Consider the following 22,338-nt stretch of genomic DNA (forward strand, 5'->3'; position numbering starts at 1 on the left):
GTCGCTAGACTCGAGCGCGAGGGGGCCGCTGCTCGACCCGATGACGTTCCGTGTTCCAAGGCCGAAGCCCGGGTACGATCTCAAATCGCTCCCGCTGAAACCCGCGGAGGCGTTTCTCCTGTCCCGCATCGACGGCGTCCTGACGGATCGGGATCTGTCCTTGATCACGGGAATGTCGCACGTCGATACCGTCGAGGCGCTGCGCCGCTTGCGCGACCTCGGCGCGATCCTCCTGGACGGGGAGGCTTCCGGACAGCCTCCGCCGCGGGACGCCGCGCGGCGCGCGGCCGCGGTGGATCCGGAGAAGACGATGCCGTCCGGGGCCGAGGCCGCTCCGCTCGGCCGGGACGCGCTGCAGCAGATGGAGTCCCTGCCGCTCTACGATCCCGCCGAGCTCGATGAGCCGGTCGAGCTCGCCCCCGACCGGAAGCGGCGGATCCTCGACCTCTACTACCGCCTCGAGGATCTCAGCTATTACGCGCTGCTCGGCGTCGCGGATCAGGCGGACAAGAAGCAGATCAAGAGCGCCTACTACCAGCTCGCGCCGGAGTTCCATCCGGACACCTACTTCCGGAAGCAGCTCGGCTCCTACAAGCCGAAGATCGAGGCCCTCTTCACGCGCATCACGCTGGCGCACGACACGCTGACGTCGAAGCAGCGGCGCGCCGAGTACGACGCGTACCTCGAGCAGACCCACAAGAACCGGACGATGGCGGCGCTGATCGAGCAGACGCCGCGCGACATCGCCACGATAACGACCGCCGTCGACGCCACGGTGCGCGCCGCGTTCGCCGATCCGCGCGACATGGGCGCGTCGCCCGGGCGTTATTCCTCCGATCGCGCGCCCGCAGGGCAGGGCGCGTCCGCTGTGTCCTCCGGTGCCGCCGCGCCGGTTCAGCCGTCGCCGGCGCAGCCGCCCGCAGGAGGAGGCTCGCCCGAGAGCGGAGGCGCGCCGGCGCGGAGCGCAGCGCCGGCCTCGCCTGTCGCGCCTGCTCCCACCGCCAAGGACCGGCGTGAGACGTTCGCGCGCAAGCTCACCGGAGGCTTGAGGCGCCCTCCGCCGGGGGCGCCCTCTGCGTCGGTGGCCGCTGCGTCCGGGGCGGCTGCGACGCCGGCCGCGGCGACCGCTGCGCCTCGGGCGGCCACCGCGCCGGCTGCGCCTGGCATGGCCGCCGTGTCGGCCGCGGTGACCTCTGCGCCTCGGGCGGCCACCCCGCCGCCTGTGGCGACGGCTGCGCCTGGAGCGGCCGTCGCGCCGGCTGCCTCGGCAGGCGCCCCCGCGGCGCCGCCGAAGACCCCTTCCGGCGTGCGTTCGCCGGAGTCGATTCGGGCGGTCGAGGCGCTCAAGGCGCGTTACGAGAACGCCCGCAACGAGGCGCTCCGGAGCCAGATCGCGCGGTACTCCGACGTGGCTCGCGCCGCGCTCGATCGGAGCGAGTTCGCGAGCGCGGCCAACGCGTACCGGATCGCCGCGTCGCTGGCTCCGGAGGACGCCGAGCTCCAGAGGGCGTCGGCCGAGGTGGAGCGCCTCGCGGCGGTGGCGCTGGCGGACGGGTACCTCAAGCAGGCCGAGTACGAGGCACAGAACGGCCGCTGGGTCGAGGCGGCGCTGAGCTACGTGAAGGTGTGCAACGGCCGCCCGGACGACGCCGGCGCGCACGAGCGGGTCGCGCACGCGACGCTCCAGGCCGGGGAGAGCTCGCGGCGGGCGGTGGAGTTTGCGCGGCGGGCGGTGGAGCTCGTGCCCACCTCCGTGGAGTACCGGATCACGCTCGCGCTGTCGTATGCGGCCGCGGGGCTCGCGAAGAGCGCGGCCGGCGAGCTCGAGCGCGCCGCCGAGCTCGCAGGGAACGATGGTAGGCTGCGCGGTCTCGTCGCGCAGGCGCGCGAGCAGGCCAAACAGCAGGGGAAGCAAGTCTAGCGCCGGCCCTTACAGAAGGCGCGCCGGCCTCGGGCAGGCCCGGGGCGGCGCCTTCCGCATGGGCGGCGCACGATTGGCCCGCTCGGCTCCGCGAAACGGTCTAGCATCGTGGCCTCAGCGGCCGTTCGGGCCGAAGATCACAAGAGGAGCAGCGGCATCGATGGAGCGTGTCATCGGCATTGACCTTGGCACCACGAACTCGTGCGTTGCCATCGTCGAGGAGGGCGTCCCGACCGTCATCCCGAATCGCGGTGGGTATAAGACGACGCCGTCCATGGTCGCGATCACCGAGGCCGGCAAGCGGCTCTGCGGGCACATCGCGAAGCGGCAGGCGATCACCAACGCCGAGAACACGGTCTACTCCGCGAAGCGGCTGATCGGCCGGAAGTGGTCGTCCCCGCAGGTGAAGAACGCGATCCTGACCGCCTCGTACAAGATCGTCGAGGGGCCGCACGGCGACGTCCGCATCCAGCTGCGCGACAAGACGTACTCGGTCCCCGAGATCAGCGCGATGGTCCTCCAGGAGATGAAGCTGTTCGCCGAGGACTACCTCAACGAACCCGTCTCGAAGGCGGTCATCACGGTCCCCGCCTACTTCAACGACAACCAGCGGCAGGCGACGAAGGACGCGGGCCAGATCGCGGGGCTCGACGTCATCCGCATCGTCAACGAGCCGACGGCTGCGGCGCTCGCGTACGGGTTCGGCAAGAACGTCGAGAAGACGATCGCCGTCTTCGACCTCGGCGGCGGCACCTTCGACATCTCCGTGCTCGAGATCGGCGCGGGCGGGGTCTTCAAGGTCATCGCCACGGCGGGGGACACGTTCCTCGGCGGCGAGGACTTCGACGCGCGCGTCATCGACTGGCTGGTGCAGGGCTTCAAGGAGCAGCACGACGTCGATCTGCGGCAGGACCGCATGGCGCTCCAGCGGCTCAAGGACGCGGCCGAGAAGGCGAAGTGCGAGCTGTCCAGCGTCCTGGAGACCGAGATCAACCTGCCGTTCATCATCTCGAGCGCGCGGAACGAGGCGCTGCACCTCCAGCGGACGCTCTCGCGGGCCACGCTGCAGGAGCTGTGCGAGGACCTCGTCGAGCGGTGCGTCGAGATCTGCAGCCAGACGCTCGAGGACGCGCGGCTCGACCGCGACGAGATCGAGGACGTCGTGCTCGTCGGCGGCATGACGCGCATGCCGAGGGTGCAGGAGGCCGTCCGCGACTTCTTCGAGCGCGAGCCGTGCAAGGGGGTGCACCCCGACGAGGTGGTCGCGCTCGGCGCGGCGGTGCAGGGCGCCGCGCTCGTGGACGAGACGAAGCAGATGATCCTGCTCGACGTCACGCCGCACGCGCTCGGCATCATGACGTTCGGGTCGAACTTCGAGGAGCTCATCCCGCAGAACACCACGGTGCCCACGAGCCGGTCGAAGATCTTCACGACGAGCCGCGACAACCAGACCGCCGTGAAGATCCTGGTCATGCAAGGCGAGCACCAGAAGGCGACGGACAACGAGCTGCTCGGCGAGTTCATCCTCACCGGCCTGCGCCGCGCGCCGAAGGGGCAGGTCGAGATCGAGGTCACGTTCGAGATCAACAGCGACGGCATCGTCTCGGTGAGCGCGAAGGATCTGGAGACGGGCCAGCAGCAGTCGATCCAGGTCACCGCGTCGAGCGGCCTCACGAAGGAGGAGGTCGGCGAGATGATGGAGGCGGCGAAGGAGTACCTCGTCGATCGCCGCGCGAGCGACCAGTTCGAGGGCGTCCGGCAGGAGGCCGAGAAGCTCATCGCCGAGATCGAGCGGATGTTCCCGCAGGTCGAGCAGATCGTGGCGTCCAGCGACTTCGGCCGCGACGCCATCGGCAAGGCGCGCGGGATCGTGGACCGCTCGCGTCAGGCCATCGGCCGGCGCGACGCGGCCGCGGTCAAGGAGCAGATGGAGGCGCTCTCGCGCACCCACCGGATGTTCAAGGGTGTCGTAGCCAGGCCACAGGGGTGAGGGGTGGCCGCGATGAGGGAAGATGATGCGGTCGGTGCCGCCTGACTCCAAGACCCTGGACTCCTCCTGGGGGCTCGACGAGGTGGACGAGCTCGAGGACACCCAACCGGTCGCCTCGAAGGAGCTCCTCGCGCTCGCCGCGCTCGCCCGCGAGGAGAAGGGCTCACCCCGCATGGAAACCCCGCCCGCCGGCACGCCTCTGCAGCCGGACGGCGAGGGCAAGATCACGCTCCCGCCGCCGATCCCGGTCAGCGACTACGTGGCAAAGATGATGACCCGCCGCTCTCACTCGAGCTCCGAGATCACCGCCCAGCGGCAGCGCCCTCCGGAGACCTTTCCGCCGGAGGGGTACCCGCCCGTCCCGCCGCCGCGCAGGACGATCCCCTGGGAGCCGCCGCCCGGCTCCTCGTTCTCGGGCAAACACGGCGCTTCCGGCCGAGAGGCGGCGCGGCTCGGCCTGGAGTGCGACGAGCCCGGGGTCCCGTCGCGGCCCGGCGGGCGGATGGGGTTCGGATCGCTCGACGCCGAGCGCGACTTCGGGTCGGAGCTCGACGACGATCTCCTGCGCGAGCCGAGCCCGTCGTACCCGCGCAGCTTTGGCGAGATCGACGTCTTCGGTGGCCCGCCGGTCGATGCGCGGGACGTCCACGTCCCCCCGGCGGCGAAGGGGCGCGTCCCTCGTCCGGACGACGGCGGGCCGCTGGGCATCGATTTCCGCCTCGATCTCGGGTTCGAGGAGCCGGGCCCTCCGATGGACGAGCCGCCGATCACGCCGCCGCCCGGCACGCTCCGTTACGGCCTGCTCGTGGAGGACGACGAGCCCGCGTTCCGCGGCGGGACGGGGGCGCTCGCCGGTTCGACCTCGTACAGGGTCTCGGGCGAGGCGCAGGGCGCGGCGCGCGCTCCGCGCCGATCCGAGACCGAGCGCGCGCCTGCGGCCGTCGCGAAGGTCGACAAGGGGGTTCATTCACGCGCGACCGAGCCCCAGCTGAGCGCCCAGGGGCCGCGGGAGCAGATGCAGCACCGGTTCGATCAGGGCGATTTCGGCGGCGCGCTCATCCTCGCGGAGGGCCTGCTCGAGGAGAACCCGAAGGACTGGATGGCGCGGCAGTACGCGGACAGCTGCGTCGAGATGCTCCGGCAGATGTACCAGTCGCGCCTCGGGGACGGCTCGCGGGTGCTGCGGCTCGCGGTGTCGCCGGATCAGCTCCGCTCGCTGAACCTCGATCACCGCGCGGGCTTCCTGCTCTCGTGCATCGACGGCTACAGCTCGATCGACGAGATCCTCGACGTGTCGGGCATGCAGTCGCTCGAGGCCTTGCGGCTCCTGTACGAGCTCGTGCAGGAGGGGATCGTCTGCAGCGTCTAGGCGCCGGCCTCGCCTGACGTCGCGGCGCCGCCTCATCGTTCCGAGCGGACCGCCGCGTCCCCAGACCCGCCTTTCCGTGATGCCGCAAGCTCGCTAGGTTGCACCGGTGCGCACGGCTCTCCAGGCCGCTGTCGGTCTCCTCCTCGCGCTGCTCGCCGGCCGCATGGGCGCGTCGCTCCTCTCGACGGTCCAGCCGATCGAGCCCGACGCTCCGGCGCGGCGGTCGCCGGCCGCTCCCTCCGGCGCGAGCGCCGCGAAGGCGCTGGCAGCTCCGGCGCCCGCGCCTCCGCCGGACGCCGAGCTCGCGGCCCACGCCGATCCGATCGCGAGCTACACGCTGCGCGCGCGCCTCGATCCGGCGCAGCACACGATGCGCGGCGAGGGCACGCTGGTCTGGCGGAACGCGTCGCGCGAGCCGCAGCGCGAGCTGTTCGTCCACCTCTACCTGAACGCCTTCAAGGACCCGCGCACCGTGTTCCTCCGCTCGTCCATCGACGGCTTTCGCGGTGGAGAAATGCTCTATGATTACGGGCATATCCAGGTGACCCGCTTCGCGGTTCGCGAGATGGAAGGCGCGGACGTCTGGCCCCGCGGGAAGCCCACGACGCCCGGCGATCCCGACGACGAGACCGACATCCGGGTGGAGCTGCCGCGGGCCGTAGCGCCGGGCGAGGCGATCACGATCGATCTCGCGTGGGACGCGGAGCTCCCGTCGCTCGCGCTCAGGACGGGTCACCACGGGAGCTTCCACATGGTGGGGCAGTGGTTCCCGAAGATCGCGCGCCTCGATCCCGACGGGCGCTGGGCGCACTTCCCTTACCACCGGCTCTCGGAGTTCTACGCCGACTTCGGGGCGTACGACGTGACGGTCGACGTCCCCGAGCGCTTCGTGGTCGGGGCGACCGGTCGGCTCGTGGAGGAGCAACGGGCCGACGGGCGAGCGATCCGCCGGTTCGTGCAGGAGGACGTGCACGACTTCGCCTTCGCCGCGTGGGACCGCTTCCGCGAGCTGCGCGCCACGACCGGCGACGGCGTCGCGATCCGGTGCCTCTTCCCCGAGGGGAGCGAGCGCGAGGCGGCGCTGGAGATCGACCTGGTCCGGTTCGGCCTCGAGCGCTTCGGCGCGGCGTTCGGCCGCTACCCGTACGGCACGCTCACGATCGTGCACCCGCCGGAGGGCGCCGAGGAGGCGGGCGGCATGGAGTATCCGACGCTCATCACGACCGGCGGCAGCTGGCTCTGGCCCGCCGTGGGCGTGCGCTTCGTCGAGGCGGTCACGGTGCACGAGCTCGCGCACCAGTGGTTCTACGGCCTCGTCGCGACGAACGAGCACCGCTACCCGTTCCTCGACGAGGGCCTCACCACCTACGCGGAAGCGGACGCGCTGCGCGCGCGCTACGGCGACGGCTCGTGGGCGCGCCTGCTCGGGATCGAGATCGACCTCCGCCCGCAGTACCGCGCCGACGCGCTCACGTCGGGCCACAACGGCGCCGTCGCCCAGCCGGCCGCGGGCTTCGTCGATGGAAAGGACTACCTCGGGCTCGTGTACGGGAGGCCCGCGGTGCTCCTCGCGACCCTCGCCGGCGTGTACGGCGAGGACCTCGTGCGGCGAGCCGTCGGCCGCTACGCGCGCGAGAACCGGTTCCGGCACCCCGGCCCCGAGGCGCTGCTCGACGCGGTGCGGCGGGAGGTGGGCGACGAGGCCGCCGAGGCGCTCCGAGCCGGGCTCTTCGAGCGCGCGTGGGTCGACTACACCGTCGAGGCGTTCGACGCATGGCCCGCGGACGGCGCGGCGCCGGCGCAGGGCGAGGCCGGGATCGAGGCGGCGGGCTACCGCGGTCGCGTCGTCGTGCGGCGCCGCGGCTCGCTCGTGCTCCCCGTCGACGTCGCGCTGCACGGCGAGGACGGGAGCGTGCAGCGGGCGCGGTGGGATGCGCGCGAGAGCACCGCCGCGATCCCTTACGCCGGCGCCTCTCCGCTCGTCGCGGTGGTGATCGACCCCGACCACCGGGTGCTGCTCGACGAGGACCTCGCGAACAACGCGCGCCGATCGCGCCCCGACCTCCTCGCGCCCGGCGTGCTCTCGCGCGCGAGCTTCGCCGTGGGGCTCGCGCTCACGCTCCTCGGGCCATGAGCGCGCCGGCGGAGCGGGGCGCGAGCGATCCGGGATCGCAGGGGGCCGCGGTGGCCGAGCCAGGGCGCGCGGCGGGGCGCCCCGCCGCGCACGAGCGGCCAGCCGCTGTCGCGCTGTACTTCGGCTACCGGGCGCTCGCCTCGCTCGTGGTCGCGGCGCCGCTGTCCGTCTTCGTGGCCCAGATCGTCGGCGGATACCCGCGCGGCGACGCGATCCTCTTCGATCCCGGCGGCCTGATGCTCAGCGAGCTCGCGCGTCTCTCGGCGCACGCCGCCGCTGCCCTCGCCACGCAGCTCGGCCTGGGAACCCTGCTGGCCGCCGCGCTCGGGCTGCTCCCGCTCGCGGTGCTCCTCGCCGCGCTGAGCCAGAAGGGACCGCTCTCCGCGCAGGACCTGGGAGGCCGCGCGGCGCGCGCCCTGGGCCCGCTCGCGCTGCTCTGGGGCGTCGCGCTCGCGGCGCAGGTCGCCGCTGCGGCGCTCGTCCTGCTCCCCGGGACGAAGCTCTGCGCGGAGCTCCCGATCCTGCCGCGCGGCCGCGACCTTGCGGCGATCGCCGTCGCCGTTGTCGCGCTGGTACCGGTCGCGGCCATCGCCCTGCTCCACGATCTCGCGCGGGTCGCCGTTGTCGGTGAGCAGCGGGGCTTCTACACCGCCGTCTCCAGAGGGCTCGACGCGCTGCGTGGTGCTCCGCTCGCGGCCGTCTGGGCCTGTGCGTCCCGGGGCGCCCTCGCGGTCGTCGCGCTCGCCGGCGGGGCGTGGGGCATGCACCTCGCCGGGGTCAGCACCGGCCCGCGCGTCGCGGCCGCGTTCGCCGCGCAGCTCGCGGCGCTCGCCGCCGCGGCCTACCTGCGCGCCTCGTGGCTCGCGGCCGCCTTCCGGCTGCTCGATCGCTCCGCGGAGCGCGCCTAAGAATTCCTTGACATTCGGCTACATCCGCGTAACGTAGCCCGCCCGTGACCGACGCTTCCAGCGTAAGCGCGGGGCCCGCAGCAAGCCCAGGTAGCTCAGTTGGTAGAGCAGAGGATTGAAAATCCTCGTGTGGGCGGTTCGATTCCGTCCCTGGGCACTACCGTTCTTTTGCGTAGGCCGGCGAGCAAACGCCGCCGTACAGTCCTCGTCCTCACACGCGAGCGTGAGCAGCCGTTCCGCACGGCGCAGCCGCTTGTCTTGGGTTCGCAGGTTTGCATTTAACTCCTCCTCTCGCCAGCTGGCCTCGGCAGCTCGCTGCGGGTGAGCGCGCAGCGGTCTGTTCAGGAGTACTTTCGCGGGTTTGGCCACATCGGGTGACAGTGGAACTTGGTTCCGGTGCGGTAGCGATCCTGATAAGGTGACGGGGGGATCACTCGTTGCAACCTGAACACTCCGGAGGCGCCCCAGGGAACGGCGCCTCCTCATGGAGGCTCCCTCATGGCCGATCGTCGTGTCGACTCCTCGCGAAAGAGCTCTCCGGAAACGGCCTCCGCTTCCGACTCGGCGCCGCGGAGCCGGCCGTCCGCGCCAAGTAGCCAGGCCAGCGAGACCGCTCGAAAGAAGAAGATCCTCGTCGTCGACGACTCGCTGACTTCGCTGCTGTCACAGCAGCTGACGCTCGGCGTGGACGACTACGACATCATCATCGCGCGCAACGGCAAGGAGGCCATCGCGAAGGCGATTGCGGAGCGCCCCGATCTCATCCTGATGGACGTCGTCATGCCGGCGATGGACGGCTTCCAGGCCTGCAGGTGGCTCCGCGCGTTCGATGCGACGAAGACCGTGCCGATCATCATGATGACGACGAGGAGCGATCAGACGAGCATCAAGATCGGCTTCGCGAACGGGTGTACCGACTACCTCATCAAGCCTTTCGACAGCAATACGCTGCTCACGAAGGTCCGCACCCACCTCGGCGAATAAGCGATCTCGCCCTCTCGGCGCGCGCCAGGCGCTGCTTCGACCGAACCCTGGCGACCGGAAAGGCCCTCCGCGCGCGGGAGCAGCTCGCAGGAAGATGGGACGGCAGGCGCCGCGCGAGGCCCGCCGCGACGCCTACGCGAGCGCGCCTCGCGCGAGGTGCCCTGTCACGAGGGGCGCAGAGCAGCCACGCGGGCGCGCGACAGGCTTGGCGCCGGCCGTCGATCAGAAGAAGAACTGGGCCACGACGGCGCCGGACACCGGCAGTCCGGCGCATTCGCGCAGGTTCTCTATCACCGTGTTGCACCCGGCGATGGCGACGTCGTTGCCGTCGCACACGAACTCATCGTCGATGCAGGAGATGGCCTCGTCGAACTGGTCCTCGCAGCCGTCGTACTCCGCGGATCTCTCGGCGTCCTCGAGGGCGTCAACGCACTCCACCTGGTCTCTTTCGCTGCACGAGCCAGTGCAATCGCACTTGTCCTCGCACAGGCCGGACAGCGAAGCACCACAGCCCGGAAGCATGGCGAGCGCGAGGGCGATCGTGAACGAGGGGGCGAGCTTCAAGGGGTATCCTCCGACCTGGACGCGCAGCGCGCGAGCTACGATGACGGTGGCCCTCTTATCGCGTCCGCGGAGGAGGCACAAGCCGCACGTGCGCCAGGGAGCTGGCCAGTGTGCGATCCCGCCTCCCTCTCAGTTCCGCTGGCCCCGTTTTGCTCCTTCGGACTGCGCCGGCCAGAGCCGGCGGAAGCCGACGCCGAGGAGGGTGCCGTCGTCGCGCCGCACCAGGCCGCCGAAGCGGCACTTCTCCACCAGCGTGCCTTCGGCGAGATCGCCGCCGTCTTGAAACCGGATGCGCTGGCCCTCGCTCAGGGCCGCGAAGACGCGCGCGTCGGCCGCGATGGCGATCAGCGACTCGGGCGCAGCGACGCGCAACGGCGCGAGGTCGGCAGGGCGCGCTCGGTGAACCACGCCCCGGCGGGTCACGGCGCTCGCGAGGCCCAGGCCTCGCGCTTCGTCCGGGGTGGATGATGCCGTTGTGGTGGTGTCAATCCACACATCGACGGTGGTGCCACCCCTGCAAAGGACCACGCCGGGGAGCGCCTTGCCCGTGGCGGTGGTCAGCAGGACCAGCTCGCCCACGCCGGGCTCGGTCGACGCGCGCCCGCCGAGGCGCTCACGCACCGCGTCCACGGTGGGCGTGGCCGACGCAGGCGCCGTCGCGCGGTCGGCGCGGGCCAGGCGGAGCAGGGGCAGCGAAAGCTTGCGCGTCATCGGCCCCAACCATTCTACGCGAACCGACGCGCCCTCGCTCGGGCGCGGCCCCGGAATCCGCGCCTGAAGCCGCCTGCGTGTCTCCCATCAGGCCGACGCTCGCGGCCCCCGGTTACAGGCCGATGGCGCCGCGGTACATCCACCCCGTCTTGCCGCGGTGCTCGATCTTGTACCAATCGTTCTGCCGGCCAACGAGCTTGACCCGAGTGCCACGCACCAGCCGCATCACCACATCACCCTCCTTGGGCGCGCCGCGGACGAGCGCGGTGTCCCAGCTCACCGTGGCCAGGCCGCTCACGGCGGTCTCGCTCGTGGTCGTGCCGGCGGCCTGCTCCTGTTCGCCGCCGCCGGCCTCTGCCTTCGCGGGGTCGGCCTGCGCGCCCGGGGGATAGAAGGTGGCAGTGTAAACGAGGGAATACCGGCGGTACTTGTGCGGGACTTCCTCGAGGGACACGTTCGAGAACTCCCGCGCTGCGCACTGGAGAATGCTGCTGACCGTCGAGGCCGGCAGGCTCGTCTTCTTCCCCTTGACGACCTGGACCTCCTTCTTCTCGAAGTTGAGCTCGAAGCCGATCGGGAGCTTGCCGTCCACGCCGAGCGCCGCCGGACACTGGGCGAGCTCCTTCAGCCGGGGCAGCGCGATCGGATCGAACTGGAGCTCTCCGCAGTCCTCGACCTTCTTGTTCTTCTTGTCGGAGCAGCGCGTGATCCTGCCGGGGCCGACAACGACCTGCTGCTGGTTCTTCGCGGTGGCCTCGGGAGGCTTGGCCTCGGGCTCCGCGGTCCCGGGCGCCGCTGCCGCGGGGGGAGGGGACGCCGGCGCCGCCGTGGCCTCGGCCGTCGCCTTGACGTCGGAAGGCACGCTCGGGCCGATGCGGACGCCGGCGAGCTTGGGCCACGCGACGCCGACGACAAACCCCACCAGCGCGATCACCCCCACCCGCGACCAGACCGGCTGCTCATCGCCGGGACGGGGGATGTCGACCGTCAGCGGGCGCTGCCTCTTCGCCATGTCCGCCTTCGCCATGTCCAGCACGTCGCCTAGCACAGGTGAGCCATCAGAACGAAATAGTCCGTTCGATCGGGCGGCGGACCGCTCAGTCGCCCGCGATGCCCGCCGCCTCGAGGAGCGGTCGCACCCGGGACTGCGCGATGGCGTAGACCGCGCGCACGCCGTCGCGCCGGGCGTAGACGACGTTCGTGCCGCGGAAGGCGTCGCCCGCGCCGATCGCGATCGTGAACGACCCCGACGGCGCCCGCGGCGGGACCGCGTCGCTTTCCTCCGCCGGGGCGGCCTGCGGCCGGGAAAGCTCGACGCTGACCCGGAGGCGCGGCGGGCCGAGGCCATGGCGCCGCTCCGGCTCGCCCAGCGCGGCGGCGCCCTCGGCCCGAAGATCGGCCAGCGCGTCCCGGACGCTCGCGGCCAGCGCGGCGGCGCTCGCCTGATCGGCCGCTCCCGCGATCGTGAAGCCCTCCGGCGAGCGCTCCATCACGACCGGCTTCGCGCCCCGAGGGGCCAGCGTCACCCGCGCGATCTCGTGCGGTGGGACGAGGAAGACGTCGCGGCGGAGCAGCAGGCGACCGGCCGCGGCCTCCAGCGCCGGCGGCGCGACGAACACCGCAGCGCCGTCCCCGGCGCGCGCGAAGGAGCCCGCGCCGGCGCGCGCGCCGAGCGCCACCCGGGCGGCGCGCGTCGCCGCGCCGGTGCTTCCGCCCCCGGGCTCCGGCGCGGGGTCGAGCTCGGCCTCGACCACGAGCCGGGGCGCGCCGAGCCCGTAGCTCTGGCCAGCATCCTCGGCGATCCAGCGCTCGGCCTGGAGGCCGGCGAGCAGCTCGGCGAGCTCGTCCGCCAGCCCGCTGTCGGCCTCGAGGCCCTCGCCGGTCGGCTCGACGAGCCGCCAGGCGCCCTCGCCCGTCCGGCGGAGCCGCTGGACCAGGCCGGGGCGCTCGATCCGCAGCGCGCTGACCCGATCGGGGGTGAAATCGAACACCTTCATGGAGCGCAGCGACACCTCGGAAGGGAGGAGCGCGCCGGCGGCCAGGGCCGGGATCTCGGCGATCGCGCCGTCCTCGAGCCGCCGGACGTGCACCACGCCGGCCTGCTCGGCGCCGATCTCGAGCGTCTCGATCCGCTCTTGCGGCTCGCCCTCGGCGATCGCGCCCGGCGGCGTCGAGACGACGCGGAGGGTGGCGCGAGGCGAGGCGAGGCCGAGCGCCGTGAGATCGCTCGCCCCGGGCAGGAGGCGCGTGGCGCGGATGTCGAGGATCGCCTGGACCAGGGCGCGGCCCGTCTCCGTCGGGACAGGTCGGTCCTGCGGGGCCCGCAGGTGCCACTCGGTGCCGGCGCGCGCGAGCTCCAGCGAACGCTCGCCGGCGGCGAGCTTCACCTCGGCGACCTCGTCGAGCGGCGCGGCGACGAGCGCGAGATCGACGAAGCGCGACGCCTCCTCGGTGAGCGGATCGAGCACGCTCGCGGGCACGCAGGCGGCCGCGCGCGTGGGCTCGCGCCGCGCCGCGACGACGTGATCGGGCCGGCCCGGGCAGGCGCCGCCCACGTCGAGCACGCCGCGCTTCGCGGCGGGATCGCTCGGCTCCAGCGTCAGCGTGACCCGGGGGCCGCCGGAGGACGCGGCCTGCTGCGCTTCCGCCTCGGAGAGGAACGCCTCGGCCTGCATGCGGCCGAGCGCCGAGAGCACGAGGTCGAGCGCCGGTGCGCTGACCCGGACGCCGCTGCCCTCGGGCGAGCCCTCCGCGAAGCGGAAGCCGGCCCCGCGGCCGCCGCCCCAGGGGGCGCGCGAGAACCGCCGCGAGCCGCCGTCGCCGTCGAGCGTGAGGCCCGAGAGCTCGGCGGCGACGTAGGGGACGAAGCTCCGCGAGCGGAAGCGATCCGGCGCCACGTCGAGGGCCGAGGCGAGCTGCTTCGTGATGACGAAGACGCCTCGGCCCGCGACCTCGGCGTAGACCGCGCCGGGCGGCGTCGGGGCGCCGCCGCCGAGCAGCAGGCGCTCGCGGCGCGGGCCCATCGCGAGCGCGATCGAGAGCCTGGGCGAGGCCAGGCCGAGGGGGGCCGGGTCGCTCGCTTCCGCGGAGACGCGCCGCTCCGCGGTCGCGAACTCCAGCGTGCCGAGGAGCTGGTCGACCGTGGGCTCGTCGGCCGGGTAGCGCTGCCCGTCGATCTCGACGTTCCAGGGGCGCTGGCCGGCGTCGTCGACCTCGCCGCGGGTGAGCCGCGCGGTCTGCGGCGCGCCGGGCGCGGCCATCGTCACGGTGAGCTCGGTGATCTCGTCGGGCCGCCACGACTCGATCAGGTGCTTCTTGCGGCGCTCGGCCTCGTCGGTGGACACCGAGCCCCGGTCGAGGACGAGCAGCGCGATGGCCGCCGCGGCGGCGAGCGCGACCAGGAGCAGCGTCGTCGCGTGCCGGCGCAGCGGCCGCATCACGGCGATCCTTCGCGCTCGGCCTCGGCCGACGCGCCGCGTCCGGCCGGCGCGCCGGGGCCCCCTTTGTCGCCGGGGCGGCGCTCGGAGCCGCGCCGCGCCAGGTACACGGCGAGGCCGAGGAGGGCCGCGGCGAGCGGCATGTACACGATGACGTAGCGGAAGATCCCGGCGAGCGAGTCCTCGCTGATCCGCAGGCCCGCCGTGAACGCCGGTTTGTCCGGGATGTCGAGCATGGGCGGGCTCGCCGCGAGCCAGGACAGCGCGCTCTCGACGAGCACGGCGGTCCCGCGGAGCTCGGGGCTCTGCCAGTTCGCGCCGTAGAGCACGCCGGGCGAGCCGACCACCACGACGCGCGGCCCGTGCGCGGCGCTGGACCCCGCGGGCTTCGGCAGCTCCGAGGCGCAGGCGACCGTGAGCGGACCCGGGTGATCGCCGTCGCGCGGCTTCGGTTCGGACGGGTCCCGGGCCCAGCCGAAGAAATCGACCATGCCGAACGCCTGGTCGCTCGTCACGAGCAGGGGCGCCGGGACCACCGGCCCGCTCGCCGTGGGCGCGAGCGAGCTCGCCACCGTGAGCACCGGGCCGAGCCCGAGATCGGCCGCCTTGATGAGCCCCTCGGTGATCGGGTGCGGCCTGACGATCGGCGCGAAGGTCTCGCCGAAGCCCTGCGTCGACCGGAGCTTCGGGTCGAGCTCGAACACGAAGTCCGACCGGAGCTCGACCCCCGCCACGGCGAGCAGGCCCGAGAGCCCGAGGTCCACGTACCGCTGATCGCTCTCGTCCGGCACGGGCCCGAGCGCGATCAGCGCGCTGCCGCCCTTCTCGATGAACGCGCGGTAGCGGGCCACGTCGCTCGCCGGCACCGGCCGGCTCGGCCCGGCGAGGACGAGCACCCGGCAGCGGTCGAGATCGACCTCCGGCGCGGGCTCCCGCGGCGCGGCGAAAGCCTCCTCCTCGTCGCTGTGGCCGTCCGCGCCGTGGCCATCCGCGCCGCGGCCGCCGCCGAGCGCCACGACCTCGTAGTTGTTCTTGTTGAGCCGGTCCTTCAGCGCCGCGAGCCCGCCGGCGCCGCCGGCCTCGATCGACTTCTCGCCGTGCCCGGCCGCGAAGCAGATCAGCGGCCGCTCGCTGCGCAGGACGCTCCGGAGCGCGCCGGTGAGCGCCTGCTCGAGCCGCGGGCGCGACCGCAGGTCGTCCTCGTCCTCGACCTCAACCAGGTCGCTCGCCGCCAGGAAATGGGGCCGATCGCCGCGCGCGACGATGATCGCCGCGTCCGTGACGATGCGCCCGTCGTCCGTCTTGCCCGCGACGACGCCGTAGCGCTGCTGCACCGCCAGGAACTCCGCCGGGCGCCGGTCGGGATCGGTCACCTCGACCTCGATCCGCGGGTTCTCGGCCCGGTACGCGTCGAGCAGGTGCCGCACCGAGAGCGTCAGGGGGTCGCCCTCCGAGAGCAGGACGTAGACGCGGATCGGCTCCTCGATCGAGCGCAGCGTCGAGACGGTCGCGTCGCTCAGCGTGTACAGGCCGCCCTGCGTCCAGTCCCAGCGCCTGTAGTGGCGGGCGACGAGCAGGTTGACGAGCACCGCGAGCACCATCGCCGCGATGATCCCGACGCTCGTCGAGAGCTTCTCGCCGAGCGAGGTGCCCGGCGGCGGAGCCCCGGCTTGCGCGGGCCGCTCTCCGGACATCAGCCCCACCTCCACGCGTCGACCGCGCGCACGGTCACGAACAGCGGCAGCGCGACCACCGTCCCGTCGAACACGAGGCGGCGCAGATCGACGATCCCGCGGGAGAAGTCGTTCATCTGCGTCCACACCGAGACGTAGGCGCAGAGGTCGTGGGCCGGGCCGTCCGGGAAGATGAACTCGCCGATGCCGAGGATGAACATGCCCATCACCGCCATCGTGCTGAGCACCGCGGCCATGAGCTGGCTCTTCGTGAGCGCGCTGGTCATCGTCCCGATCGCGAGGTAGCCGGCGCCGACCGCGAAGACGGCGAGGTAGCTCGACCCCACGACCCGCCAGTCGAGCTCGCCGGTCCTGCCGATGAGGACGACGTAGAGCACCGTCGGCGCCCACATCGCGACGTACGTCACGAGGGCCGCGGCGTACTTCGCCAGCACCACGCCGGCGGAGCCGACCGGCGCCGTCAGGAGCGCCTCGATGGTGCCGCTCCTGCGCTCCTCCGCGAAGAGCCGCATCGTGAGCAGCGGGCAGACGAAGAGCAGCGGCAGGTAGATCAGGATCGTCTGGCCGAAGAAGACCTGCACCGGGCCCGTGTCGGCGGAGAGCTCCACCTCGCCGGCGAACTGCGTCGCGATCAGGAAAAAGTGCACGCCCTGCACCAGCAGGAACGTGGTGATCAGCACCCACGCGAGCGGCGTCACGAAGAGCGAGAAGAGCTCCCGCTTGAAGATCGGCCAGAAGCCCCTCACCGCCGCTCCTTCCCCGCGCCGCCCTCGCCGCGCGGGGCCGCGCTGCCCTTCTTCTTCCGGCTCCCGGCCGCCGGCCGAGGCGCCTCGCCGCCGCCCGCCCCGGGCTCGGCCGGCTCTCCGGCGCCGCCCCGCGCGCCGGCGTCGTCGGCCGCGGTCAGCTCGGAGAAGACCTGCTCCAGCGAAGGGGCCCAGGGGACGAGCTCGCGCACCCCGAAGCCCGCGGCGACCAGCGCGGCGACGAGGCGCTCGGCGGCCTCGCCCGCGTCGGCGCCGGCGTCGAACTCGACCGTGAGCCGCGCCGCCTCGCCGGCGTCCTCCGCCTCGGCCGAGCGGACCTGCGCCGCGCCGCGCGCCACCGCGAGCGCCGCGTCCGCCGCCCCGCGCACGACGACGCGCGCGCCGGACGACCGGCGCATCGCGCGGAGCTCGTCGATGGATCCCTCCGCCACGAGCCTCCCGCGGGCGATCACGAGCGCCCGCGTGCACGTCGCCTCGACCTCGGAGAGGATGTGCGTCGAGAGGAGCACGGTACGGTCGCGGCCGAGCCCGCGCACGAGCGCGCGCACCTCGCGGATCTGGTTCGGATCGAGGCCCGCCGTCGGCTCGTCCAGGATGAGCAGCGGCGGGTCGCCGACGAGCGCGTCCGCGAGGCCGACCCGCTGGCGGTAGCCCTTCGAGAGGTGGCCGATCAGGACGCTCGCGACGTCCTCGACGCGCGCGTCGCGGAGGGCGCGCGCGACGGCCTCGCCGCGGGCGCGCCGCGGCACGAGCTTCAGCTCGGCGCGGAACGCGAGGTACTCCGAGACGCGCATCTCCGGGTAGAGCGGCGAGGTCTCGGGCATGTACCCGAGCGAGGCCCGCGCGCGCATCGGCTCCTCGGTGATGTCGTGGCCGGCGATCCGCACCCGGCCGGACGTCGCGCCGAGGAACCCCGCGAGGATGCGGAGGGTCGTGCTCTTGCCTGCGCCGTTCGGCCCGAGGAACCCGACGACCTCCCCCTGGCTCACCTGGAATGAGAGGTCGCTCACCGCCTGGTGGGGACCGTAGGACTTGGAGAGGTGCTCGACCTCGATCATCGTGGCATCGGGCGCAGGGGGTCAGGGCCGCCGGCGCGGTGCGCGCGGGCAGGCCGGTCGATCGCGCGGAACGCTTAGCGCACCGGGCGGGGCAGGGGAAGCGCGCGCCGGGCTCTGGCGGTGGTCTGGCGACGAGCGGCGCCGGCGAGTAGCCAGAGCCGCGCGTCTCTGGTAACCCTGCGCCGTCGCGCCCGGCGGCCCGGGCGCTCACGCCACGGGCCCTTCTGCAAGGCGACGCACCCGGTGCGCCGAGCGCCGCGGCCCCCTCACACCACCGCTGCACGATGGATCAGACGCTCCTCCGGTCGTATTTCTCGACCATCTACGAGTTCCCCACCCCGGCGGGGACGCTGCGCGTCTCGCTGGACGGCGAGATCGTCCAGGATCAGGCCGGGCTTCCCGAGCTCCTGACCCGCAAGTTCGCGGTGCTCACCGCCTACAACCCGCGCTCGATGCTCATCCCCCGCCGGGTCAACGATCAGCGCCACCACGTCCTCCGCGATCTCCTGATCCTCGGCTGTTACCGGGTGGAGCCGTGTGTCGGCTCCGAGGCGGAGCCGGAGGGCATCTGGCGCGAGCCGGCGTGGCTCGTCCACGGCATGGACCGGGACGAGGCGATCGCCTTCGGCCGCGTCTTCCGGCAGAACACGATCGTGTTCGCGCAAGGCGGCCGGCCGGAGCTCATCATCACCGATCCGACAGCCGACGACATCGGCCGAACTTTCCAGGGGAACTGGCGGGTGCGGTCCTGACCCACGCGGCGGCCGTGGACGCGGATCGCCGATTCCATGTTGAAACGTACCCGCAAAATGTGGGTTCATGCCTAGGCGTTTAGGGATGGGCGGACCGGCCTCGCTCACCACATGAGGAGACACAGCAGAATGCGCACCCAGGTCACCCTCGCAGCGCTCGTCGCAGCGCTCGGGCTCGTCGCCGGCGCTGGCGGCTGCGGCCAGAACAAGGTCTCGGAGTGCAACGCGCTCATCGAGGTCATCAACAAGGGCGTTCAGAGCATCGAGAAAGGCACCAAGGCCGGCACCGACCAGGGCGGGTCGAGCGAGCTGAAGGCGATGGCCGACGCGATGGACAAGGTGGCGGCCGACGCGGCGCAGGTGAAGCTGACCACCCCGGAGCTGCAGAAGTTCTCGGGCGAGTACCAGGCCATGGCGAAGGACGTCGCCAAGGCGGCGCGCGATCTCGCGACCGCGGCGGACGCCAACGACGCGGAGAAGAGCAACGCCGCCCAGGCGTCGATCGAGAAGGCGATCAAGCAGGAAGATCCCCTCGTCGACAACATCAACAAGTTCTGTCAGGCGCCCTGACGGAGCGCGCCCCCCGGAGCGCTCGCCCTCCGATCACCGCGGGCTCGGGCCGCCCCGCAGCGCGGCGCCGCCTTACAGCGGTTTCCGCCCACATGCCCAACAGAGCGACGGTCTCCCGCACAGGAGACGGGCCCAGATCGGCGTTTTCGGCGCGCAAGCGCACTCCGGTCTCAGGATCCTACATATCTCGCTTGATGTGTGCTGGGCGACGTGATCAAAGCTGCGGATGGGTTCACCCGCAGCAGAGCACGCAGCGGCACTCGCCGAGGAGATGAGCGACGCGCACTTCGGCGATGCGCGGCTTTCGAAGCGCCAGACCAAGCTGGTGGAGAAGCTGGCGCAAGCGCCGGACAAGAGCTTCCCTTCGCTGCTGTCCGACAGCGAGCTGGAGGCGGCGTACCGTTTCTTCGGCAACGACGCCGTCACGCCCGCGGCGATTCTGGCGCCGCATGTTCGCGCCACCCTCGCGCGCATGGAGGCCGAGCCGGTCGTGCTCGCCATCCATGACACCACGACCCTCTCCTTCCGCTCGGACGGCCAGCGGCAAGGGCTCGGACGTCTGCGCTCCTCGGGGCAGACGTTCTTCGCCCACTTCACGCTGGCGGTCAGCGGCGATGGAACGCGCCGCCCGCTCGGCGTGCTCGATCTGAGCACGCACGTGCGCGACGACGGCACGACCGACAACGAGCACGATCGCTGGGGAGAGCAGGTGGAGCGAGTCGCGGCCTTGGGCGCTGCTCCGCACGATGTGGTGCACGTCATGGACCGCGAAGGCGACGACTACGGCCTGTTCGCGCAGCTTTTGAGCGCAGGGCATCGGTTCGTGATTCGGCTCGCGCACAATCGCCTCGTCGAGGCTGACGCCCTCGGAGAGGAGGCCAAGCTCGAGCAGGCGCTCGCGCAGGTTCAAGCGGTGGCCGTACGCGAGGTAGAGCTTTCCCCACGGCCGGCGGGCAATCGCAGCCCTCAACAGAAACGGCTGCATCCTCCGCGCGCAGGACGCTTGGCCAAGCTCGCCCTTGGAAGCACGCGCGTGACCCTGCGGCGACCGAGATCCCAGCCGCGCGAGCTGCCGGCGACGCTCTCGCTTCAGGTCGTACGCGTCTGGGAGATCGAGCCGCCGCCGGGCGAAGCGCCGGTCGAGTGGGTGCTGCTGACGAGCGAGCCGGTCGAGTCCGTCGAGCAACTGACGCAGCTGGTCGACTGGTACCGGGCGCGCTGGATGGTGGAGGAGTTCTTCAAGGCCCTGAAGACCGGATGCGCCTACGAGAAGCGCCAGATCGAGGACCTGCACGGCTTGCGCAACGTGCTGGCGCTCTTCGCGCCCATCGCCTGGCAGCTATTGCTGCTGCGCAGCGAGGCTCGGCGCGCTCCGGAGCAGCCCGCGACCGCCGTGCTCACGCCCACCCAGCTCCAGGTGCTGCGGGTCTTCGCGCGCAAGCCCCTGCCCGAGAACGCCACGGCCCGCGATGCCTTCCTGGCCATCGCCGGGCTCGGCGGACACCTCCGGCGAAACGGCGAGCCCGGCTGGCAGACCTTGGGCCGTGGCTACGAGCAACTCCTCACCCTCGTCCAGGGCTGGAGTGCCGCGAGGGAGGTGGGGAAAATATGATCAATCCTGAGACTCCGGTGCGCTGAGCACCGAAAACGTCGAGGTGGGCCCGTATCCGAAGCGGGTGACCGCCGCTCTAGGGGACGAAGCGATAGCCGACACCGCGCACCGTCAGCAGGTGGCGCGGCGTCGTCGCGTTCTCTTCCAGCTTGTTGCGGAGCTGGAGGATGAAATTGTCGATGGTGCGCGGGGTCCCGTGGTGCGTCGGGCCCCAGACCTTGGCCTGGATCTGCTCCCTCGACAGGACCCGGCCGCCCGCCTCGGCGAGGCAGAACAGCACGTCGAACTCGGTCGCCGTGAGCTCGATCAGCGCGTCGCCGCGGCGGACCTCGCGCGTCGCCGCGTTGATCACGATGTCGCCGGCGCGCAGCTGCGCCCCGTCGGCGCGCGCGATCGCGTCGCGCCGGAGCACGGCCTTCACGCGCGCGAGCAGCTCGGCCAGGCTGAACGGCTTCGTGATGTAGTCCTCGGCGCCGAGCTCGAGGCCCATCACCTTGTCCATCTCGGCGCCGCGCGCGGACAGCATGATCGCCGGCAGGGTGCGCCGCTCGTTCCGGAGCATGCGGAGCAGCTCGAAGCCGTTCAGCCGGGGGAGCATCACGTCGATGATGATGAGATCGATCCCGCCGCCGCGGGCCAGCGCGAGCCCGCGCTCGCCGTCCTCGGCCACGACGACGCGGTACCCCTCGGCGCTCAGGTTCATCTCGAGACCCATCGCGATGCTGGGGTCGTCCTCCACGAGCAGGACGGTCCGCGCCGGTGTCTGAGGGGTTCGGCTCATGCTGAGGAGGTCCTCTAGCATGTTCATGTCCAGACCGGCGCCGGCCGCGCTACGGCGGCGCGCTCGCGTCGGCGCCGTGATCCGACGCGTCGTTGTGCGCCGCGGCGCTCGCGGGCGCCGCGTCCTTCGCGCGTCGCTCGGCGCTCGCCTTGGGCATGCTCCGGAGCGGGAGCACGAGGGTGAACGTGCTGCCCTTCCCGGGCTCGCTGTCGACGAGGATCTTGCCGCCGTGCGCCCGGATGACATGCTTGACGATCGACAGCCCGAGCCCGGAGCCCTCCTGCTGCCGGGCCAGGAGATCGTCGACCCGGTAGAACTTCTCGAAGATCCGCTTGTGCTCCGCGCGGGCGATGCCCTTGCCGTTGTCGCGGACCGTGAGCAGCGCCGACCGCTTGAGGAGGTGGGCGGAGACGCTGATCTTCCTCGGCTGACCGGCGTACTTGTAGGCGTTCGAGAGGAGGTTCACGATCGCGTCGACGAGCGCGCTGCGATCGCAGAGCACGGGCGGGAGGTTCGCGTCGATGGAGACGTCGAGGTCGACGCTGCGCTTCTCGCGGGTCGGCTCGAAGGCGTGGATCGCCTCGTCGGCGATCTCTCCGAGGTGGTGCTCCGAGAGCTCGTAGACGCGCCGGCCGCTCTCCATCCGCCCCCAGTCGAGCAGCCGATCGATGAGCTGCTGGAGGCGGGCGCTCTCCTTGGTGAGCGCCTCGATGCAGCGATCCTCGCTGATCGTGTCGCCGCGCCGGAGCGTGAGGGTCTCGGTGAACATCCGGATCGACGTGAGCGGGGTGCGCAGCTCGTGCGAGACCTTGGACACGAAATCGGCCTGGAGCTCGGACAGGTTGCGCTCGCGCCGGAGGAAGACCCACACGAGGATGACCCCGGTCGCGAGCGTCCCGCAGAACGTGAGGACGATGATCCCCATGATGAGGTTGTACTGGGCCTCGCCGAGGACGAGCAGGAGGAAGCCGACGCCCGACAGGAGCACGCCGGGGATGATCACCAGGTAGACGAGGAGCTGGATGATCCGCCGGTAGCCGAGCGTGGTGAGGTCGCGCCTCGGGGTCCGCATGCCGGCAGCTTAGTGGG

Annotated in this window: 18 protein-coding genes and 1 tRNA gene; 10 read left to right on the forward strand and 9 right to left on the reverse strand. The window is 72.1% G+C overall.

Annotated elements, in window-relative coordinates:
* Positions 1–40 precede the first annotated feature (40 nt).
* The 7 genes from WMF46_RS13100 to WMF46_RS13130 all read left to right on the forward strand — a co-directional run bounded on the left by WMF46_RS13100 (position 41) and on the right by WMF46_RS13130 (position 9,306).
* Positions 41–1,921, forward strand: coding sequence for a DnaJ domain-containing protein (locus tag WMF46_RS13100; RefSeq protein ID WP_437985923.1), 1,881 nt, complete (start codon positions 41–43; stop codon positions 1,919–1,921).
* A gap of 160 nt (positions 1,922–2,081) precedes the next feature.
* Positions 2,082–3,911 carry a molecular chaperone DnaK gene (gene dnaK, locus WMF46_RS13105; RefSeq protein ID WP_437985924.1) on the forward strand — a complete coding sequence of 610 codons (1,830 nt, stop codon included), beginning with the start codon at positions 2,082–2,084 and terminating at the stop codon, positions 3,909–3,911.
* A 34-nt stretch (positions 3,912–3,945) separates the two neighbouring features.
* Complete coding sequence (locus WMF46_RS13110) at positions 3,946–5,280, forward strand: hypothetical protein (protein ID WP_437985925.1); 1,335 nt, start codon at positions 3,946–3,948, stop codon at positions 5,278–5,280.
* 106 nt (positions 5,281–5,386) lie between these two features.
* Complete coding sequence (locus WMF46_RS13115) at positions 5,387–7,414, forward strand: M1 family metallopeptidase (RefSeq protein ID WP_437985926.1); 2,028 nt, start codon at positions 5,387–5,389, stop codon at positions 7,412–7,414.
* Positions 7,411–8,322 (forward strand): hypothetical protein, encoded by a 912-nt coding sequence (locus WMF46_RS13120; protein WP_437985927.1) that lies wholly within the window; start codon positions 7,411–7,413, stop codon positions 8,320–8,322. The genes WMF46_RS13115 and WMF46_RS13120 overlap by 4 nt, the downstream gene beginning before the upstream one ends.
* Positions 8,323–8,406: 84 nt before the next feature.
* A tRNA-Phe gene (locus WMF46_RS13125) sits at positions 8,407–8,479 on the forward strand.
* 341 nt (positions 8,480–8,820) lie between these two features.
* On the forward strand, positions 8,821–9,306 hold the full coding sequence (locus tag WMF46_RS13130; protein ID WP_437552260.1) for a response regulator: 486 nt from the start codon (positions 8,821–8,823) through the stop codon (positions 9,304–9,306).
* A 222-nt stretch (positions 9,307–9,528) separates the two neighbouring features.
* On the opposite strand, the gene WMF46_RS13135 is transcribed toward WMF46_RS13130, so the two are convergent.
* From WMF46_RS13135 to WMF46_RS13165, 7 genes are all read right to left on the reverse strand, one after another.
* Positions 9,529–9,870, reverse strand: coding sequence for a hypothetical protein (locus WMF46_RS13135; protein ID WP_437985928.1), 342 nt, complete (start codon positions 9,868–9,870; stop codon positions 9,529–9,531).
* Between the two features lie 129 nt (positions 9,871–9,999).
* Entirely contained in the window at positions 10,000–10,581 is a 582-nt protein-coding gene (locus WMF46_RS13140; protein WP_437985929.1) for a hypothetical protein, read from the reverse strand.
* 112 nt (positions 10,582–10,693) lie between these two features.
* Entirely contained in the window at positions 10,694–11,608 is a 915-nt protein-coding gene (locus WMF46_RS13145; RefSeq protein WP_437985930.1) for an SH3 domain-containing protein, read from the reverse strand.
* 70 nt (positions 11,609–11,678) lie between these two features.
* The gene (locus WMF46_RS13150) at positions 11,679–14,018 is read right to left on the reverse strand and encodes a DUF4340 domain-containing protein (protein ID WP_437985931.1); all 2,340 of its coding nucleotides are present in this window, start codon (positions 14,016–14,018) and stop codon (positions 11,679–11,681) included.
* Positions 14,018–15,712 (reverse strand): GldG family protein, encoded by a 1,695-nt coding sequence (locus tag WMF46_RS13155; protein WP_437985932.1) that lies wholly within the window; start codon positions 15,710–15,712, stop codon positions 14,018–14,020. Before WMF46_RS13155 ends, WMF46_RS13150 begins: the two co-directional genes overlap by 1 nt.
* Positions 15,712–16,458 carry an ABC transporter permease gene (locus tag WMF46_RS13160; protein ID WP_437908836.1) on the reverse strand — a complete coding sequence of 249 codons (747 nt, stop codon included), beginning with the start codon at positions 16,456–16,458 and terminating at the stop codon, positions 15,712–15,714. The genes WMF46_RS13155 and WMF46_RS13160 overlap by 1 nt, the downstream gene beginning before the upstream one ends.
* Positions 16,455–17,534 (reverse strand): ABC transporter ATP-binding protein, encoded by a 1,080-nt coding sequence (locus WMF46_RS13165; protein ID WP_437985933.1) that lies wholly within the window; start codon positions 17,532–17,534, stop codon positions 16,455–16,457. Before WMF46_RS13165 ends, WMF46_RS13160 begins: the two co-directional genes overlap by 4 nt.
* A 284-nt stretch (positions 17,535–17,818) precedes the next feature.
* On the opposite strand from WMF46_RS13165, the gene WMF46_RS13170 reads away from it, so the two are divergent.
* The 3 genes from WMF46_RS13170 to WMF46_RS13180 all read left to right on the forward strand — a co-directional run bounded on the left by WMF46_RS13170 (position 17,819) and on the right by WMF46_RS13180 (position 20,468).
* A complete protein-coding gene (locus WMF46_RS13170; RefSeq protein ID WP_012235064.1) occupies positions 17,819–18,286 on the forward strand; it encodes a DUF3293 domain-containing protein in 468 nt (155 codons plus the stop codon).
* A 129-nt stretch (positions 18,287–18,415) separates the two neighbouring features.
* Positions 18,416–18,856, forward strand: coding sequence for a hypothetical protein (locus WMF46_RS13175; RefSeq protein ID WP_437299476.1), 441 nt, complete (start codon positions 18,416–18,418; stop codon positions 18,854–18,856).
* 226 nt (positions 18,857–19,082) lie between these two features.
* Positions 19,083–20,468, forward strand: coding sequence for an IS4 family transposase (locus WMF46_RS13180; RefSeq protein WP_437985810.1), 1,386 nt, complete (start codon positions 19,083–19,085; stop codon positions 20,466–20,468).
* Between the two features lie 76 nt (positions 20,469–20,544).
* Here the strand turns inward: WMF46_RS13180 and WMF46_RS13185 are convergent, their stop codons facing one another.
* Together WMF46_RS13185 and WMF46_RS13190 are read right to left on the reverse strand one after the other, a co-directional pair.
* Positions 20,545–21,249, reverse strand: coding sequence for a response regulator transcription factor (locus WMF46_RS13185; RefSeq protein ID WP_437985934.1), 705 nt, complete (start codon positions 21,247–21,249; stop codon positions 20,545–20,547).
* 49 nt (positions 21,250–21,298) lie between these two features.
* Positions 21,299–22,321: a sensor histidine kinase gene (locus WMF46_RS13190; RefSeq protein ID WP_437985935.1), complete on the reverse strand. Its 1,023-nt coding sequence runs from the start codon at positions 22,319–22,321 to the stop codon at positions 21,299–21,301.
* Positions 22,322–22,338: the final 17 nt, after the last annotated feature.

The sequence above is a fragment of the Sorangium sp. So ce117 genome, assembly GCF_051524395.1.
Lineage (GTDB): Bacteria > Myxococcota_A > Polyangia > Polyangiales > Polyangiaceae > Sorangium > Sorangium cellulosum_B.

What these genes read in the sequence shown, in the direction of transcription:
- WMF46_RS13100 (WP_437985923.1), top strand. Translation starts at nt 41, where the DNA reads ATGACGTTCCGTGTTCCAAGGCCGAAGCCCGGGTACGATCTCAAATCG.
- dnaK (WP_437985924.1), top strand. Translation starts at nt 2,082, where the DNA reads ATGGAGCGTGTCATCGGCATTGACCTTGGCACCACGAACTCGTGCGTT.
- WMF46_RS13120 (WP_437985927.1), top strand. Translation starts at nt 7,411, where the DNA reads ATGAGCGCGCCGGCGGAGCGGGGCGCGAGCGATCCGGGATCGCAGGGG.
- WMF46_RS13130 (WP_437552260.1), top strand. Translation starts at nt 8,821, where the DNA reads ATGGCCGATCGTCGTGTCGACTCCTCGCGAAAGAGCTCTCCGGAAACG.
- WMF46_RS13140 (WP_437985929.1), bottom strand. Translation starts at nt 10,581, where the DNA reads ATGACGCGCAAGCTTTCGCTGCCCCTGCTCCGCCTGGCCCGCGCCGAC.
- WMF46_RS13145 (WP_437985930.1), bottom strand. Translation starts at nt 11,608, where the DNA reads ATGGCGAAGGCGGACATGGCGAAGAGGCAGCGCCCGCTGACGGTCGAC.
- WMF46_RS13150 (WP_437985931.1), bottom strand. Translation starts at nt 14,018, where the DNA reads ATGCGGCCGCTGCGCCGGCACGCGACGACGCTGCTCCTGGTCGCGCTC.
- WMF46_RS13155 (WP_437985932.1), bottom strand. Translation starts at nt 15,712, where the DNA reads ATGTCCGGAGAGCGGCCCGCGCAAGCCGGGGCTCCGCCGCCGGGCACC.
- WMF46_RS13165 (WP_437985933.1), bottom strand. Translation starts at nt 17,534, where the DNA reads ATGATCGAGGTCGAGCACCTCTCCAAGTCCTACGGTCCCCACCAGGCG.
- WMF46_RS13170 (WP_012235064.1), top strand. Translation starts at nt 17,819, where the DNA reads ATGGATCAGACGCTCCTCCGGTCGTATTTCTCGACCATCTACGAGTTC.
- WMF46_RS13175 (WP_437299476.1), top strand. Translation starts at nt 18,416, where the DNA reads ATGCGCACCCAGGTCACCCTCGCAGCGCTCGTCGCAGCGCTCGGGCTC.
- WMF46_RS13180 (WP_437985810.1), top strand. Translation starts at nt 19,083, where the DNA reads ATGGGTTCACCCGCAGCAGAGCACGCAGCGGCACTCGCCGAGGAGATG.
- WMF46_RS13185 (WP_437985934.1), bottom strand. Translation starts at nt 21,249, where the DNA reads ATGAGCCGAACCCCTCAGACACCGGCGCGGACCGTCCTGCTCGTGGAG.
- WMF46_RS13190 (WP_437985935.1), bottom strand. Translation starts at nt 22,321, where the DNA reads ATGCGGACCCCGAGGCGCGACCTCACCACGCTCGGCTACCGGCGGATC.